The organism is Cyanobium sp. NS01 (genome assembly GCF_014280235.1).
Classification (GTDB): Bacteria; Cyanobacteriota; Cyanobacteriia; order PCC-6307; family Cyanobiaceae; genus NIES-981.
Window position 1 is genome coordinate 625,637 of the sequence record NZ_CP047940.1, and the last position, 13,618, is coordinate 639,254.

A 13,618-nucleotide genomic window follows, 5' to 3' on the forward strand; every position below is an offset into this window, starting at 1 on the left:
GGGTCCGCACTGAGCCCGAACCTAGCAGCGCCCATCGGGGCTCCAGGCACGCAGCCGCGCTCGGATCTGGGCCAGCCGGAAGTGCAGCTTCGGCGGTGGATTCAGCCCCAGCAGCTCCAGCCAGCGGGGCAAGGGGGTGGGGAAGGTGCCGGGATCGCGGCGCAGCAGCCCCAGCTCCTCCACGACCCGCTCCGGTGTGGTGAAGGCGCCTGAAGCCTGGCTCAGATAGATCGGGTAGTGGATCAGGGCGCCGTAGACAAGCTCATCGAGCTCCAGATCCCGGCCCCGCCGCTCGCACTGCAGCTGGTCGCGGCTGAGCCCCCAGCCGGCATAGAAGGGCAGGCCCCAGGTCTCCACCGGGATGCCCCGCAGCAGGGCTTCGAAGCCGGTGATTGAGGTGCGCACGTGCACGCTGTCCACCTCCTGGAGCAGATGGTCCATCGGCGCCTCGGCAAGCACCAGATCGCAGTGGCGGTGAGCCTCCGCTTCCCCTGGGCCGGGTTTCTGACGCCCGGAAACCACATCCGGATGGGGCTTGTAAATCAGGAAATCGTCCGGATAGGCCGCGCGCACCGCCTGCAGCAGCTGCAGATTGCTGCGCACGCTGGCCTGCTCCGGCACGCCATAGCGGATCGAGAGGTCCACCTCCACCTGGCCGGGCACCAGGCGCACCTGCCTGCGCCCCAGGTCTGAGGGACGGCTCCACAGGGGCGCGCGCAGGTTGTATTTCGTCACCCCCGCAGCCACGATCCGCTGCCGCAGGGCCGCGGCCCGCTGTCGCTGGGCAGCCGTGAAGCGGTGTTGGGCCAGGAAGGTCTCCAGGTCGCAGGCGCAGGAGGCGTCGTAGTAGATGCCGGAGTGGTCCACCACCCAGGACACCGGCGGCACCCAGCGCAGCCACCATCCCTGCCCCACCGACCGCAGAAAGCCGTCTTCGGCGTGGATCAGGGGGCTGCCGGCCTTCCGCAGACCCAGCCCCACCCGGTTGCCCCACACCAGGGATCTCCAACCTGCCTCCCGGGTCGGCCTGGCATGGAAGGGGCGAAAGCGCAGCCGTCCGGGGCTGAGGGAGCGCTGAAAGCGCCGCACGGCCTGGCGTTTCCAGCCGGCGATCCCAAACACCTCCAGGGCCGGCGGCACCGCGGCCCGCTGGCGCCGCTGCAGTCCGACATGGGCGATCAGTGCCTCGGGACTGGTGAGCTGGCGGGTTTCGGGATTGAGGTAGCGGGCGTACCCCACCAGGCAGGCATGCACCAGATCCTCCAGCTGTGCACCTCCTGCGCGGGCTTCCCTTGCCCGGGCCGGGTGATCCGTGGCTGGCAGCCGGTCGTGGGTGAGCCCCCAGCCGGCATAGAAGGGCATGCCGAAGCAGTGCACGGGCCTGCCCCAGATCAGGGCCTCGAAACCCATCTGGGAGGTCACCACATAAACGGCGCTGGCGGCTTCCAGCAGGGCCGCAGGATGGCCGCCATCCGCACAGGCCAGCACCCTGGGGTGCTGGAAGACCTCCGCCGGGACATGCCCCCGGCGCTGCCCGCTCACCACGTCGGGGTGGGTCTTCAGCACGACCTGGTGCCCGGGGAAGTCCTGCAGCGCGGCCTCGAGCATCGCCAGGAAGCTGGCTGCGGAGGCGGCGCCGTGGCGGATGGAGACATCGCCCGCCACCTGATCCACCACCAGCACGAACGGGCCATCGGGGGGCGGCGACTCCCGGGCCCCGTTCAGCTTGCTGACCCGGTGCTCCCGCCAGGCCGCCGCCAGCTGCCGGGCCCGCTGCTGCTGGGCGGGATCCAGGCCCGAGGCGATCAGCCCCTCCAGCCTGCTCGGCCGGGAGGCGTCGTAATGGATCCCCCGATCGTCCAGCAGGATGCCAAGCGGCGGTGTGCCCGGTCCTGGATCCACCGAGCGCAGGAAGGCGTCCTCGACCCGCCACAGGGGCAGGCCCTTGCGCACGGCCTCCCGTTCGCCCCAGAGCCCGCTGCGGCGCCGTCCCCACACCAGCAACGCGTCGGGGTCAAGGCGCCTGCAGGCACGGCGTCCAACCACAACCTGCGCTGGAGCCAGCAGCGCCTCCAGAGTGGTGTGGGCCAGCACAAGGGGATCGGGAAGGCCGATCAGAGGTTCCGGCCCGCCCAGGGCGGCAGTGGTTGCGGAGGTGCCTCCTGCAGGGGCGGGACTGGGGCTGGGCAGGAGCGGGAAAGCGGCCGGCTGCGGGCTGGTCGCCATCCTTTGTGCCGGAGGTTGGTGAGGCAATCTTACGCCTTGGTCCCTGGATCCATCACCTGTCTCAGTGCCTGTCAGCACTGGGTTTCAGCCCGACCTAGCCGCTGCAGCATGGGAGAATCGGCTCGTCCGGCCGCAGGGGTGGCATTGGCCAGCGTTCAGATTCGGATCGAAGGCCCGGTGCTGCTCCTGATGGGCCCGATCGGTCTGTTCTTCTCGCGCCTCTGGCGGTATCTGCACGACTGTGGCGTGCCGGCCTACAAGATTTCCTATCCGCTGCATGAATTCGGATTTCCTCGGCAGGCCAGGATTCCGTTTTCAGGTTCCATGGAGGAATGGCCAGCATTCCTGCGGGAGGTGATCCAGGACAAGGGGATCCGCCACCTGTTCATGTATGGCGACTTCATTGATCCGCATCGCCTGGCCATTGAAGTGGCCCATAGTCTGAACGTTGATGCCTATGTGTTTGAGCTGGGTTACGTCAGGCCGAACTATGTCACTCTGGAGCGTGATCGCGTCAACTGCCGCTCCAATCTCAACCAGCCGGTGAGCTTCTATGAGGCCCTGCCAGCGGTGGCTCATCTGCCCCAGGCACGCCTGGATCCTGGTTGGCGCTGGCGCAAGATCTGGAAAGCACCCACCTTCTTCCAGCACGCCTTCACGCGCTACAGGATCATTGAAGGGGAGCACAAGTTGCAGCCCTCGCCAGCCTTTCTCTGGTGCCAGGTGCGGGGCTCCGTGCGCTACTGGATGTATCGGCTGCAGGAACGCAAGCTCAAGCACCTGTTGGTCGAAAACCTGTCGTTCTTCCTGGCGATTCTTCAGGTCTCCAGTGACTCCCAGATCACCACAGGGTCAGGATTCCGCGGCATGCACGATTTCATTGAAACGGTGATCGTGTCATTTGCAGCCCATGCCCATCCCTCAGATCATCTGGCTTTCAAGCACCATCCCCGCGATCGTGGTTACAACAACTATAAATCACTGATTCACCTGCTGGCCGAGCGGGAAGGTGTCGCTGGCCGGGTTCATTACTTCCACGATGGTCCCCTCAGCGCCTTTATTCGAACCTGTCGCGGCGTGGTCACCGTGAACAGCACCGTGGGGCTGCAGTCTCTTTTCCATGCGGCAGCCACCAAAGTGATGGGGCAGACGTTCTATAACCTGCCGGGCCTGACGGATCAACAGCCATTGGATGGGTTTTGGGCCGCGCCCCAAACCAGCAGTCGGCCTTTGTTTTACCGCTTCTACAACCACCTCGTCACCACCACCCAGATCAACGGCAACTTTGATGGTGAATTCCCTTTCCGCGAGACCTTGCCGGTAGCCCTGTCGGCGCGCTCCAGTCCAGCGCAGCTGGGGCGGGCTCAGGCCACCAGCCTGGGCTGGGTGGTGCCGCTGAGGGTGATCTATCGCCTGTTCTGCTTCGGGGCCATGTATGTGGCCTATGCCTTGGAGCTGATCGCTCTCACCCTGAGGCTGCGGCGACTGGCCCGACATTTGCTCACCGCGGTCGCCCGCTTCGGCCTGCGCGCCGTGGGCATCGATGTGATTGTGGACGACAGCCTGTTGCTGCAGGATGATCAGTGCCGACGCATCCATATCTGGAATCACAACAGCCCCTTTGATGTGTTCGCCATCCAGGGCTATCTGCAGATTCCCGCTGTCACCACCTCCGGGTTGCATCTGAACCGGTTGCTGCCGTTCTTTGATCGTTCCGCCACCAATGCCGGCCATGTGCTCCTGGATCATCGTCAACCCGATCAGCGACGCAGCACGCTCTGGAAGTCGTCGCAGGTGCTGGAGCGCCACGGCCAGTTGATGATTGCGCCCAACGGTTCCCTGAAGACGTCGATCCTGCAGCGCGCTTCCGCCAGTGCCTATCTGCTGGCCCGCCGCCATCGGGCCACGGTGGTGCCCTGGTGGTTTGAGTACAGAGGGCTGGAGGGCATCGAGGCTGGGGCGCTCTACAGACCACTGCGCCTGCTGGCCCAGCGACTCACGGCCCCACGGGTTGTGCTCCACTGTCGCCAGGGTCGTCCCGAGGATCTCGGCTTGCCGGTTGAGGAGAACCATCGGGAGGGTTTCTCCCGCCGCGTGATGGCGTACTACTCCCAGGATGCGGCCGGCTGGGCTGAGCGCCATCACCATCGGGCCAGCTGATCAGGCCCCCTGCAGCACCAGGGAAATGTTGTGCCCACCAAAGCCAAACGCATTTTTGAGCACATAGCGTTGCTGAACCGGCTGGGTGAGCCGGGTGGGTTTCCCCTTGACCAGGTGGAGCTGAACGGCGGGATCCTGGGGCTGACTGTTGGCGCTCACAGGAACCTGCCCGCTGGCCAGGGACCTGATGGCCATGATGGTTTCCACCGCGCCGGCCCCGCCGAGCATGTGGCCGAACTGTCCTTTCGGTGCCGTCACCGCTAGGGCCGCGTTGGCTTCTCCCAGAAGCCCACCGATCGCCTGGGCTTCCGCCAGATCACCCATGGCGGTACCCGTGGCATGGGCCTGGATGAAACTCAGATCGGCCACGGCCAGACCGCTGCGCTGCAGGGCCTGCTGCATGGCTGCCCGGGCCTGGGCGCCATGGGGTTCGGGCGACACCATGTGATGGGCATCGGCGGTGCTTCCCGCATCCAGGAGGTACGCCTCACAGCGGGCGCCGCGGGCGTTGGCATCGGCCTCGCGCTCCAGAACCAGAATGCCGGCCCCCTCAGCGATCACGAAGCCATCCCGATCCAGGCCATAGGGGCTGGAGGCCAGCTCCGGAGTGCGGTTCCGGGTGGAGAGGGCGCGCATGGCACTGAAGCCCGCCAGGCCCAGTTGGTTCACGGGGGCCTCCGACCCCCCCGCCACCACCACATCGGCGCGGTCATCGCGCAACAGCATCAGGGCCCAGAGCAGGGCTTCGGCGGAGGAAGCACAGGCCGAAACGGGAGTGTGGGCGCCGCCGTGGGCACCGAGGGCAATGCTGATCTGCCCTGCCCCCGCATTGGGAATCAGCATCGGCACCGTCACCGGATTCACCCGCGAGGGGCCCCGTTCCAGCAGGATCCGGTACTGCTGTCCCATGGTCTCCAGACCGCCGATGCCGCAGCCCACCACCACAGCAACCCGGGGCTCGGGCAGCCCACCAGGAGCGTCGAGGCCCGCCCCCTGCCAGGCCTCCCTGGCCGCGAGCAAGGCCAACTGGGAGCAGCGATCAAGGCGGCGCCTGAGCAGGGCTTCCAACTGGGCCGTGGGCTCATTTGGCACGACCCCCGCCAGCCGGGATGGGAGAGCCTGGGCCCAGTCATCCAGTAAGGGACTGATCCCCGAGCGACCCCCTAGGTAGGCCTGCCAGCCGCTCTCCACCCCGATACCCAGGGGAGAGAGGGCTCCCATGCCCGTGATGGCGATCCTCTCCTTGGCCACGGCTGGTTTGAGCGCTCTGCGCGAAGCATGGCCAAACCTACGCGGCGGGGCCTACGGCGTTACAGTCGCTGATCAGACACCGTTGATTGGCTGCGGAACTCTCACCGTGTGGTGGGCTGGGTCAGGGTCCCGGTTCGGGACGTGACGTAATCAACGATATCGCGTACGGTTTTGAAAGTGAGAAGATCCTTTTCCTCTATCTTGATGCCCAACGTTTCGTCGGCTTCGATCAAAATCTCGTAGAAACCAAGCGAATCAACCCCTACATCATCAATGATGAGGGAATCGAGCTCAATGCCCTCGGGATCGGCACCGGCGATGCGCGCCAGAATGTCTTTCAGGCCAGCCAGGATCTCAGCCTCGGTGAGAGGAAAACTTGCCTTGGATTGCAGGTGGCCTTCGGAGGGCGGCAGTCCTTCGTTGGATTCGGGGGTGACTGAATCTGTCAAGAGTTTGTGACTATGACGAGCTGGGGAGGAGCCGATCAAGTGTGCTGGATGCAGTATTTTATCACTGACTCAAGGGTTGGCCAGCTGGGGCTGCATCGCTGGAGTCAGCTCCAGAAGGTCCGCGGAACCAGGGAAACTGCCGGTACACAGCCGTGTGGGCAAAGCCCACGAAATGCTGCAGCCGGCGCCGGGGGACCTTGGTGAGGTCGGCAGTCATCAAAATCTCCGTGATCTGGTTAAAGTCTTTGGCAACAGAAATATCATGGGTCTTAGCTCCCATGAGGTTGATGTATTGCCGTAACAACACCGGCAGCTTGAAGCTCTCCAGCTCCTTCTGGGTTTCGCCTTCCAGCTTCTGAATCGATGGGCAGCTGCCGCCTGCATGACGTTCATCGCCACGGAATCCCCTTGGATAGCGGGCTGGAGGGAGGTCAGTGTTGTCGTCCCTGAACGGAGGCAGCATCAGGGAACGGAGGAAATAATCGTTAACACTGCCTGGATATTGAAAGTGGTTGTAAGAGACTAATCCGTAAACCGCTGTGTAGCCTGAAGCAGTAGCTGCTTGAAGACCTCCCCGGAACAGGGTCATCAATGACGCCGGTTGCCGCTGGAATGCTGGTGAAATCGCAACTCTGCCGATTTCGAGATGGCTGCCGCGGGTGATCAGATAGTTCTTGATCCCTGGGTAGACATGCTCAAGGTATGACGTCGCCGAGCTGTGGGTCAGGCTGCTGCTGCTGGGGGCTGATGAGAGGGTCTGGGCTGGAACGAACTGCAGACGAGCTGTTCCGGCAAGGGCAAATGTGGCATCGTCAACCAGGATAAAATGATCGTAAAATGGATCTCTACCATCCAGATCTTTGTTGTTTCCAGAGCCAGAAAGCTTCTGCCTGTAGGTTAGCTCTCGAAGCAGGCCAACTTCATCTGAAAAGTTTTCAAAAGTATTTCCCGGAATTAGGAAAAGCGTTAATCCGTAGTTGGAAAAGAAATAAAATGGCTTGATGTCGTCAATCAGTGCACGGCTCAGGGGGATCATCGGTCGCTGGGGCTGAGCGCGGTGGAAGTCGTGGAGCCCATGAAACCACCTGGGGTGACCCCGAACCAAGGCCCAGGGCTTGGGGGCACCAGAGCCCTGCCGGTTGTGAGGCTGTCACCTGGATCAGGCCAGACTCTGCCCTTACACTGAGCGCCCAATGCTGAACCGCCTGAAGCGGCTGGAGATCAGCGTGTCTGTCGAGGTTTCGATGCTGCCCTCCATCCGTGTTCATTTGACGGCCGCCGTGCAGGCTCCGCTGCGGATCGGGGCTGCAGGACTGCTGCTCGCCAGCCCAGGCCTGATGGTTCCGGGCAACCCCGCTCAAGCAGGCCAGCAGCAGCTGGCAGGCCGGCTGCGCCCCACAGCCACCCAGGAGGCTTCAGGTCCTTGGTTGGCCCAGCGTCAGGCTTACCCGATGTCCGGGGATCCCCTTTCCCCCCAGGCAGCCACTCCCGTTCAAAGCCGCATCCTGTCCGAACCAGCGGCGCAGCCGCCGCGCGCCACCCAGCAGGCCCGCCGGGCCATCTTCAGCCCTGAGACCAGCAATTTCCGCTATCGCCTGGCCCCTGGGGATCGGGTGCGGATTTCGGTGTTCAAGGTGGAGGGTTATGGCGCCGAAACTGAAGTTCTCAGTGATGGCACGGTGAACCTGCCTCGGATCGGGTCTGTGAATGTGTGGGGCTTGACCCTAGATGAATCCAACCAGCGCATCACAAGTCTCTACTCCACGATCCTGCGTCGACCCCTGGTCTACATCGACCTGATCGCGCCCAGGCCGGTGCGGGTGTCGTTGGTGGGTCAGCTGGAGCGGCCAGGCTTTTATACCCTCAGCCGTGATCCATCGACGTCAACGTTGCGAGCGGCAGGCCCCGGTGTGGAGGGCACGGTGGTGGCAACCTCTGGTTGGCCCACCATGGTGGATGCGATCCAGCGGGCAGGCGGCATCACGGCCATGGGGGATCTCTCCAATCTGGTGCTTGTGCGCCAGGGCAATGTTCCTGGAGAGGCGCCGCGTGAATATCACTTCGACTATCTCAGCGTCCTGATGAACAATGTACAGGTGGTTAATCCCCTGATTAATGACGGTGACATGATCAGGGTCGGCAAGTTGGAAGGCGCTCGATCCAATGAAGCCTTGATTGCTACTGGTGCTTCCAACTTCGCTCCCGACGCCATCTCGGTGAATGTCGTTGGTGAAGTAGAGGTTCCTGGTATCAAGCAGGTGAAGTCAAATAGCCCCCTGACCAATGCGGTGATGGCCGCCGGCGGTCTTGATCCACAGCGCGCCAGGGTCTCCAACGTCCGCCTGCTGCGGTTGGAGGCCGATGGTTCGATCCTTTCCCAGGAGGTGGCCTTTGACCCTTCAGCCGAACTGGGTTCGGAGGCCAATCCCCCCCTGCGGAATGGTGATGTGATCGTGGTGTCCCGTAACAACTGGACCCGTTTCAATGACACTCTGTCGCAAGCGGTGGCGCCCCTCGGTCCCCTGTTGAATGCCGCCTCGCTTTACAACATTCTGACTCGCTGAGGCGTAGTGTTGAATGCTGGGATCGCTCAGATCCCCAGCCGCTGCCAGATCACATTCAGATTCCCCCGGTGCAGTTCCGTGGAGAAACAGTCCGCCAAAGCCTCTGCCTTCAGGAGCTCTGTGACCGCCGGGTCGCCTTCGAGGTTGTGTCGGAAGTTACCGGTTTCGCAATTCCAGGCTGCGTGGGCATGAGTCTGAACAATGTGGTAGGCCTCTTCGCGGCTGAGACCCGATTCCACTAAGGCAAGCAACACACGCTGACTGAACACAACGCCGCCATAGATGTTCATGTTGCGGGTCATGTTTTCGGGGTAGATCCCCAGACCCCCTACCACCTCAGTCATCTCCCTCAGCATGAACTGCAGGGTGGCTGAACAATCGGGCAACATCATGCGCTCTACCGAGCTGTGGCTGATGTCGCGTTCATGCCAGAGGGCGCAGTTTTCCAGGGCCGCCACGGTGTAGCTGCGCAGCACCCTGGCCAGACCGCTGATCCGTTCGCTGCGGATTGGATTGCGCTTGTGGGGCATGGCCGAGCTGCCCTTCTGGCCCTTGGCGAAGTTCTCTTCCACCTCCAGCACGTCAGTGCGCTGCAGATTGCGGATCTCGGTGGAGAAGCGCTCCAGTGCGGTTCCCACCAGGGCCAGGGTCTGAACGTATTCCGCATGGCGATCGCGGGCGATCACCTGGGTGCTGGCCGTGTCCGGCACCAGGCCCAACTGCCTGCAGGCGATGGCCTCCACCTCAGGGTCGGTGTTGGCGTAGGTGCCCATGGCGCCACTGATCTGACCCACGCTCACCACCTGCTCGAGCCGCTCGAGCCGCTCCTGGTTGCGCAGCGTCTCGGCCAGCCAGCCGGCCACCTTGAAGCCGAAGGTGATCGGTTCGCCGTGAATCGCATGGGAGCGGCCGATCATCACCGTGTCCTTGTGCTGTCGGGCCAGGTTGCGCAGCGCCTTGGCCAGCTGATCCAGTTCCTGGCGCAGCACCTGCACGGAGGCCTTCATCTGCAGCGCCAGGCCCGTGTCGAGCACGTCGGAGCTGGTCATGCCCACGTGGATGTAGCGCCCCGCATCGCCCACGTGTTCATTCAGATTGGTGAGGAAGGCGATCACGTCATGGCGTACCTCGGCCTCGATGCTGAGGATCCGCTCCACGCTGAAGCTGGCCTTGTCCCTGATCTGGGCCAGAGCCTCGGCGGGCACCCGACCCAGCTCGCTATTGGCGGCTGTGGCGGCGATTTCCACGTCAAGCCAGCTCTGGAACTTGGCCTGCTCGCTCCAGATGGCGCCCATCTCAGGCAGGGTGTAACGCTCGATCAAGGCCCAGCGGGTGGGAACGGCCCATCCAATGTATGGGTCGGTATGGATGGGGCCGTCCAGGACGCGGCTGTAAGGCCCACCGGGATCAGGCCAGGCCCCTGAGCTGACGGTGGGCCACCTCCCACTGCACCATCGCCCCCCAGCTCTGTTGGCGTACCCAGCAGCGCCCACCCCGGCACTGGATCAGCTGGAAGGGGGGGAGGTCGGGGGGCTGGTTGCGCAGCGTGACAAAGCTGCCAGGGCTCAGGGCCTCGATGAGCTGGGCCGACTGACGGTGGCGTTCCAGGTCGGCCACCTGGGCTGTGGGTGGAATGCTGGCTGCGCTGGACTGCATACTGCCGCTCAGGGGCTGGGGCCATCTTCAGGCGGCTGCGGGCGCCGCCGTGGACAATCCACGCAATCTGTTCGGTTTGCCTTGTGGTTTGATCAGGGAACGGCAACACCTGTCCGCTCCCGCAGTCGTGGCCTCGAAACAGCGCCTGGATCTGGAACTGGTGGCCCGCGGCTTGGTTGAGACACGCCAACAGGCCCAGGTGCTGATCCGCGCCGGCCGCGTGCGCAGCGGCGAGCGCATCCTCGACAAACCCGGCACTGAGGTGGCGCCTGCGTTGCCGCTGAACGTGCTGCAGCTGCCCCGTTACGTGTCCCGCGGTGGCGAGAAGCTGGAGCTGGCCCTGGCCAGCTTCCCGATCCGTGTGAGGGGTCGGGTGTGTCTTGATGGCGGCATCTCGACGGGCGGCTTCACCGACTGCCTGCTGCAGCACGGGGCTGCGCGGGTGTACGGCATTGATGTGGGTTACGGCCAGACGGCCTGGCGGCTGCGCTGTGACCCGCGGGTGGTGCTCAAGGAGCGCACGAACCTGCGCCATCTCACCCCTGAAGCGCTGTTCGGCGCGAGCGACCCCAGACCGGATCTGGCCGTCGCCGACGTGTCGTTCATCTCCCTGGCCCTGGTGCTGCCGGCTTTGCTGGCGCTGCTGAGAGGATCATCAGCCACTGCAGGGCGCGATCTGATCCTGCTGGTCAAACCCCAGTTCGAGGTGGGGAAGGGCCAGGTGGGCAAAGGCGGTGTGGTCCGCAGTCCGCAGGCCCATGTCGGGGCGATCACGTCGGTGCTGGCGGCTGCTGAACAGCTGGGCCTTCAGGCCTCAGGCCTTGTGGCCTCTCCGATCACAGGCCCTGCCGGCAACCACGAGTACCTGCTCTGGCTGCGTTCGGCGGCATTGGAAAGGGTTCCAGCGCTGGCGAACTGGGGTTTGCCGCAGGATCGGAAGGACAGGATTGCAGCGATCAAAGCGTGCGTTGACCTAGCCCTGGCCCCCCCCTGAGCCGGTGTCGTGGGAAGGGGGCAGGGCAGAGCGGTCAGAGCCCGACGGACTCAGATCGCGCCGCTGTCGCGATCACCGGTGCGGATGCGGATCACGCCGTCGATGGTGCCCACAAAAATCTTGCCATCGCCGATTTCGCCGGTGCGGGCAGCGTCCTGGATGGCATTGACCACGGTATCCACCTTGTCGTCATCTACCACAATTTCGAGCTTGAGCTTCTGGAGGAATTCCACCGTGAATTCGGAACCCCGATAGCGCTCCACCTGACCTTTCTGACGACCAAAGCCGCGAACCTCGCTGACGGTCATGCCCACGATGCCGGCATTGACCAGCGCAATCTTGACGTCTTCAAGCTTGAAGGGCCGAATGATGGCCTCGACTTTTTTCATGGATACCGGTGGGCTGGACGATCAGGGTCTCATGGCTCGCCGCTTTTGGCGGAGACGGGTCCATTAGGCCTGAGCCAAGGGGGTGTTGTCGTAGCCAATGTTACTTGGCCAGCGCCTCGACAGGATCCCCGCTTCTGGGCCGGAGCGGGCCCCAGGCCCACAGATGGTTTCAGCCATCATGGTCGTGACCCGCTCAGTGCCCTGCCGTGTCCACGCCATCTGCCACGCCCGAGGCGAGTGCCGGCTCCGCCCCGGGCCGCACCCAGACCCCCCTCTACGGCGAACGGGCCATCGCAGAATCCCGGTTGATCTGCTTTGACAATCCCCGGCCGGGGCGTCCTTACGACATCGCCATCACCCTGCCGGAATTCACCTGCCTTTGCCCCTTTTCGGGCTATCCCGATTTCGCGACTCTGCGCCTGCTCTACCAGCCAGGTCCCCGGGTGATGGAGCTCAAGGCGATCAAGCTCTACGTGAACAGTTACCGCAATCGCAGCATCTCCCATGAGGAGGTGGCCAACCGGATCCTGGACGACTTCGTGGTGGCCTGCGAGCCGACATGGATGCAGCTGGAAGCTGATTTCAATCCGCGCGGCAACGTCCACACGGTGGTCACGGTTCGCCACGGCATTCGTCAGGCCTGCTGAGGCGGGTTCAGCAACTCAGGCAGCTCCCGTGCGAAGGCCGTGAGATTGCGGTTGCAGAGGCCGGCCACGTGCAGCCTCCCGGCCTCGCTGATCGCCCAGAGCTGGCGCGTGGCCAGCAGGCTCAGGCCACCGCCGGCCAGGGCGATGGCAAACCCCGCGTACACCAGGGGCACTCCCGGATCACGCTTCAGCAGGATGCCGCTGGCCGGCAGCACCGAAGCCACCCGCACCGGCAGGCCGTTGACCTCCAGTGGGGAGGCGCCGATCCCCAGCTGCCCGAGCCTGGCGCCATCAGCCCCGAACACCTCCACCGGACCCTGCTCGCTGCTGAGGCTGAGCAGGACAGGATCGGAGCCATCGGGTCGGGTGGGCAGCACCAGGCCCCACACCTGCTCCCCCAGCTCAGGGAAGCTCTGCAGTGGAAGTTGCAGCAGCGGGCTGCGGCCCAGTTGAACAGTGATGGCGGCCAGCCCCCAGTCGGCCTGGTAGAGGGTGACGCCCTGGAAGCGCAGGGGGTGGTTGACGCTGATCTGGGAAGCCTTCAGCAGCGTGCCGGTCTCGCCGTCGCCTTCCAGCAGCCGCAGGTCGGAGCGGAACTGTTCCGGCCGCCCGGCGGGATCGCGCTCCACGGCGAAGCTGTCGAGGGCGAGGGTGAGGGTGCTGTGGCCGCGGCTGTCCACCAGCTCCAGGCTGCGCCCAGGTGCCAGGAATTGTTCAGCCCGCTGGCCCCCGAGGGCTCCCCAGGCGGCCCCCAGCATCAGCACCACCATGCCGGCATGCACCAGCAGGGGGCCCACCCGCCCCAGCACGCCCCGCCGGGCGGCGAGGCGATCGGGCTGGCGCTGCACCTGCCAGCCCTCGGCCCGCAGCCGATCCTCCAGGCGTTGCAGATCGGCGCTGGCGTCGTCGCAGGCCCGTGTTTCGGCCACGTTCAGCTTGCTGAGCTGACGCGGGCTGCGGTAGTCGACCCAGCGCAGCGAGGCCCGCAAGGCGGGCCACTGGCGCCTCCAGCTGCAGAGCAGAAGCGAGAGGGCCAGCCAGGCCAGCAGGGCCAGGAACCAGTGGCTGGAATACACATGGTCGAGTTCCAGGGCGAGCACCCTGTCGGCATTGAGTACCCCCAGCCAGGGCTGGGGGTCGTAGAGCTGGTGGTACAGGCCCTCCGGCTCCTTCTGCGGAATGGCCGTGCCGACACCGCTGGCGATGGCGATCACGATCAACAGACCGATGGCCAGACGGAGATCGGCAATCCAGCCAGCCAGGCGTTGCAGGGCACTCATGG

Annotated in this window: 12 protein-coding genes; 4 read left to right on the forward strand and 8 right to left on the reverse strand. The window is 64.4% G+C overall.

What is annotated here, in order from left to right:
• Nucleotides 1–21 precede the first annotated feature (21 nt).
• The gene (locus CyaNS01_RS03125; protein WP_186698772.1) at nt 22–2,226 is read right to left on the reverse strand and encodes a capsular polysaccharide biosynthesis protein; all 2,205 of its coding nucleotides are present in this window, start codon (nt 2,224–2,226) and stop codon (nt 22–24) included.
• A gap of 108 nt (nt 2,227–2,334) precedes the next feature.
• Here CyaNS01_RS03125 and CyaNS01_RS03130 point away from each other — a divergent pair, with 108 nt between their 5' ends.
• Nucleotides 2,335–4,386 carry a 1-acyl-sn-glycerol-3-phosphate acyltransferase gene (locus tag CyaNS01_RS03130; RefSeq protein WP_225875775.1) on the forward strand — a complete coding sequence of 684 codons (2,052 nt, stop codon included), beginning with the start codon at nt 2,335–2,337 and terminating at the stop codon, nt 4,384–4,386.
• On the opposite strand, the gene CyaNS01_RS03135 is transcribed toward CyaNS01_RS03130, so the two are convergent.
• The 3 genes from CyaNS01_RS03135 to CyaNS01_RS03145 form a co-directional block, all read right to left on the reverse strand.
• Nucleotides 4,387–5,637, reverse strand: coding sequence for a beta-ketoacyl synthase (locus CyaNS01_RS03135; protein ID WP_186698774.1), 1,251 nt, complete (start codon nt 5,635–5,637; stop codon nt 4,387–4,389).
• A 101-nt stretch (nt 5,638–5,738) separates the two neighbouring features.
• Complete coding sequence (locus CyaNS01_RS03140; protein WP_225875776.1) at nt 5,739–6,125, reverse strand: acyl carrier protein; 387 nt, start codon at nt 6,123–6,125, stop codon at nt 5,739–5,741.
• Nucleotides 6,126–6,147: 22 nt separating this feature from the next.
• Nucleotides 6,148–7,122, reverse strand: coding sequence for a GNAT family N-acyltransferase (locus CyaNS01_RS03145; protein WP_186698776.1), 975 nt, complete (start codon nt 7,120–7,122; stop codon nt 6,148–6,150).
• A 415-nt stretch (nt 7,123–7,537) separates the two neighbouring features.
• Here CyaNS01_RS03145 and CyaNS01_RS03150 point away from each other — a divergent pair, with 415 nt between their 5' ends.
• The gene (locus tag CyaNS01_RS03150; RefSeq protein ID WP_186698778.1) at nt 7,538–8,650 is read left to right on the forward strand and encodes a polysaccharide biosynthesis/export family protein; all 1,113 of its coding nucleotides are present in this window, start codon (nt 7,538–7,540) and stop codon (nt 8,648–8,650) included.
• A 26-nt stretch (nt 8,651–8,676) separates the two neighbouring features.
• On the opposite strand, the gene purB is transcribed toward CyaNS01_RS03150, so the two are convergent.
• Together purB and CyaNS01_RS03160 are read right to left on the reverse strand one after the other, a co-directional pair.
• On the reverse strand, nt 8,677–9,972 hold the full coding sequence (gene purB / locus CyaNS01_RS03155) for an adenylosuccinate lyase (protein ID WP_186698780.1): 1,296 nt from the start codon (nt 9,970–9,972) through the stop codon (nt 8,677–8,679).
• Between the two features lie 85 nt (nt 9,973–10,057).
• Nucleotides 10,058–10,306, reverse strand: a complete 249-nt coding sequence (locus CyaNS01_RS03160; RefSeq protein ID WP_225875777.1) for a hypothetical protein — start codon at nt 10,304–10,306, stop codon at nt 10,058–10,060.
• A 127-nt stretch (nt 10,307–10,433) separates the two neighbouring features.
• Here CyaNS01_RS03160 and CyaNS01_RS03165 point away from each other — a divergent pair, with 127 nt between their 5' ends.
• The gene (locus CyaNS01_RS03165; RefSeq protein WP_225875778.1) at nt 10,434–11,300 is read left to right on the forward strand and encodes a TlyA family RNA methyltransferase; all 867 of its coding nucleotides are present in this window, start codon (nt 10,434–10,436) and stop codon (nt 11,298–11,300) included.
• A 50-nt stretch (nt 11,301–11,350) separates the two neighbouring features.
• Here CyaNS01_RS03165 and CyaNS01_RS03170 read toward each other — a convergent pair whose 3' ends face one another.
• The gene (locus CyaNS01_RS03170; protein ID WP_186698784.1) at nt 11,351–11,689 is read right to left on the reverse strand and encodes a P-II family nitrogen regulator; all 339 of its coding nucleotides are present in this window, start codon (nt 11,687–11,689) and stop codon (nt 11,351–11,353) included.
• Nucleotides 11,690–11,895: 206 nt separating this feature from the next.
• On the opposite strand from CyaNS01_RS03170, the gene queF reads away from it, so the two are divergent.
• Nucleotides 11,896–12,336, forward strand: coding sequence for a preQ(1) synthase (gene queF / locus CyaNS01_RS03175; protein ID WP_186698786.1), 441 nt, complete (start codon nt 11,896–11,898; stop codon nt 12,334–12,336).
• Here the strand turns inward: queF and CyaNS01_RS03180 are convergent.
• Nucleotides 12,324–13,616, reverse strand: coding sequence for a cytochrome c biogenesis protein ResB (locus CyaNS01_RS03180; protein ID WP_186698788.1), 1,293 nt, complete (start codon nt 13,614–13,616; stop codon nt 12,324–12,326). The two genes, queF and CyaNS01_RS03180, sit on opposite strands and share 13 nt — an antisense overlap.
• Nucleotides 13,617–13,618 lie beyond the last annotated feature (2 nt).

Coding starts and splice junctions, on each gene's coding strand:
- CyaNS01_RS03125 (WP_186698772.1), bottom strand. CDS start 2,226: ATGGCGACCAGCCCGCAGCCGGCCGCTTTCCCGCTCCTGCCCAGCCCC.
- CyaNS01_RS03130 (WP_225875775.1), top strand. CDS start 2,335: ATGGGAGAATCGGCTCGTCCGGCCGCAGGGGTGGCATTGGCCAGCGTT.
- CyaNS01_RS03145 (WP_186698776.1), bottom strand. CDS start 7,122: ATGATCCCCCTGAGCCGTGCACTGATTGACGACATCAAGCCATTTTAT.
- CyaNS01_RS03150 (WP_186698778.1), top strand. CDS start 7,538: ATGTCCGGGGATCCCCTTTCCCCCCAGGCAGCCACTCCCGTTCAAAGC.
- CyaNS01_RS03160 (WP_225875777.1), bottom strand. CDS start 10,306: ATGCAGTCCAGCGCAGCCAGCATTCCACCCACAGCCCAGGTGGCCGAC.
- CyaNS01_RS03170 (WP_186698784.1), bottom strand. CDS start 11,689: ATGAAAAAAGTCGAGGCCATCATTCGGCCCTTCAAGCTTGAAGACGTC.
- CyaNS01_RS03180 (WP_186698788.1), bottom strand. CDS start 13,616: ATGAGTGCCCTGCAACGCCTGGCTGGCTGGATTGCCGATCTCCGTCTG.